The organism is Citrobacter sp. wls826 (assembly GCF_005281245.1).
GTDB lineage: Bacteria > Pseudomonadota > Gammaproteobacteria > Enterobacterales > Enterobacteriaceae > Citrobacter > Citrobacter braakii.
In genome coordinates this window covers 128,236-130,063 of record NZ_SZWS01000063.1, presented here as the reverse complement: position 1 = coordinate 130,063, position 1,828 = coordinate 128,236, and the positions used below count along the sequence as shown (strand labels likewise).

The window sequence follows — 1,828 nt, the reverse complement described above, 5'->3', positions numbered from 1 at the left end:
CGCTGGCGGGGGGCGATCTGGCGGCAAAACAGCCGTGGCGCAATTTGCTCGCGCAGTGCCTGCGTTTTGTTCCTGACTGGCAGCGCTACCCGGAAACATCGGTGCTGCAACATCAAAACTGGAACGTGCTGGCGCGCGCCATTGAGCGGGGGATTAACGCACCGCTGGCGTCATCGTGCGGACGGCTGTTTGATGCCGTTGCCGCCGCGCTTCAATGTGCGCCGGAATCGCTGAGTTATGAAGGTGAGGCGGCCTGCGCGCTGGAGGCGATGGCATCGCAATGTGCTGGCGTTGAGCACCCTGTCACGGTGCCGCTTGATGGCAATCAGCTGGACTTAGCGGTTTTTTGGCAGCAATGGCTGACCTGGCAGGCCAAACCTGCCGAAAGAGCGTGGGCGTTTCACGACGCGCTGGCGCGTGGGTTTGCTACCCTGATGCGTTTGCAGGCCGAAGAGCGGGGGATTAAGACGCTGGTATTCAGCGGAGGTGTGATGCATAACCGCATATTGTCAGCCCGGCTGGCGTTTTATCTGCATGATTTTACCTTACTGTTCCCGCAGCGTTTACCGGCGGGCGACGGCGGGTTGTCGTTGGGGCAGGGCGTGATTGCCGCGGCGCGGGCGTTGGCGCAAAAATAAAAAAGCCCCGGGACTGGCGGGGCAAGAACAACAGGTCGGGGCATACCGACAAGTGGCAACGCACATCCATGTGCGTGAGGTTAATAAATCAAGCAACGGTATCCTGTACTTAAACGGGCAGCGTTTTCAGCAGCGCAAAGGCCTCTTTCATGCGGTCTTCGCTGACGACAAAGGCACATAGCTGGCCTGCGTCGTTCATCCCTCTGGCCACCATCCCTTGCGCTTCGGCGGCAATATGCCAGTTCAGATCGCGGCGCTGGGTATCCCCAGCCAGATGCAAGGGTAATTCCGGCGTTTTGACTTTTACCAGCATGGCAGGCAACTTCAATGGTGCATTGCCGCCGAGCAGGTTTTTCGCCAGATACATGGCGCTCAGCTGAATCGGTTGCAGGAACGGGAGTACCTGACCGTTAATTTCTGCACAGTCGCCGAGGGCATAAATGTCCGGGTGGCTGGTTTGCAGGTAGCTGTCGACGCAGACGCCACGATTGATGTTCAATCCGGCGCGACGCGCCAGCGCGGTTTCAGGGCGCAGACCCGTAGCGGCGATCACCGCATCGACTACTACGCTGCGGCTACGATCGAGCGTGGCGCGAATCCCCGACTCTGTTTTCTCCAGCCCCTGAAGCTGCGATTTCAGCAGCAGGTGTACGCCCATATCGGTCAGACGATGCTGTAAGCGACTGCTTACTTCTGGCGGCATCAGCGAAGCCAGAATGCTGGCGGCGTTGTCGATAAGCGTCACCGCTTTACCAGCACGACAAAAATCCATCGCCAGTTCGCTGCCAATCAAGCCGCCGCCGACAATCAGCACCCGTTGGGCGTCACGCAGTTGTGTTTCACAGGCGCGATACTCTTGTTGGCTGTTCAATGTGAGCATTAACTCACGTCCGGTAATCGGCGGTACGAAGGCAGATGCTCCTGTAGCCAGCACCAGTTTGTCGTATGGCCACTGTTGCTCCTGGCTTTTCACTACGTGAGCATCGGCATCGATGTCGGTTACCCAGGTGTGCGGGAACAGGCGCAAATTAAACTGTTCGGCAAACTCCCCCGCCGACTGGCGGGTGAGGTCGTCTGCACGTTGCGACTGACTGATAACATGGCTGAGATCAGGCTTGTTGTACTCATCCATACTGTCCGCAGCAATCAGGGTCAGCGGGACATTTGCATCCTGCTTACGGATATTTTTG

Annotated in this window: 1 protein-coding gene and 1 pseudogene; one reads left to right on the top strand and one right to left on the bottom strand. The window is 58.0% G+C overall.

Going from position 1 to position 1,828, the window contains the following annotated elements; translation table 11 throughout:
- A pseudogene (locus FDW87_RS23125) lies at positions 1-638 on the top strand (carbamoyltransferase HypF); the annotation flags it as partial.
- A 109-nt stretch (positions 639-747) separates the two neighbouring features.
- Here the strand turns inward: FDW87_RS23125 and norW are convergent.
- A partial coding sequence (gene norW / locus FDW87_RS19740; protein ID WP_252363265.1) for an NADH:flavorubredoxin reductase NorW occupies positions 748-1,828 on the bottom strand: 1,081 nt, incomplete at its 5' end.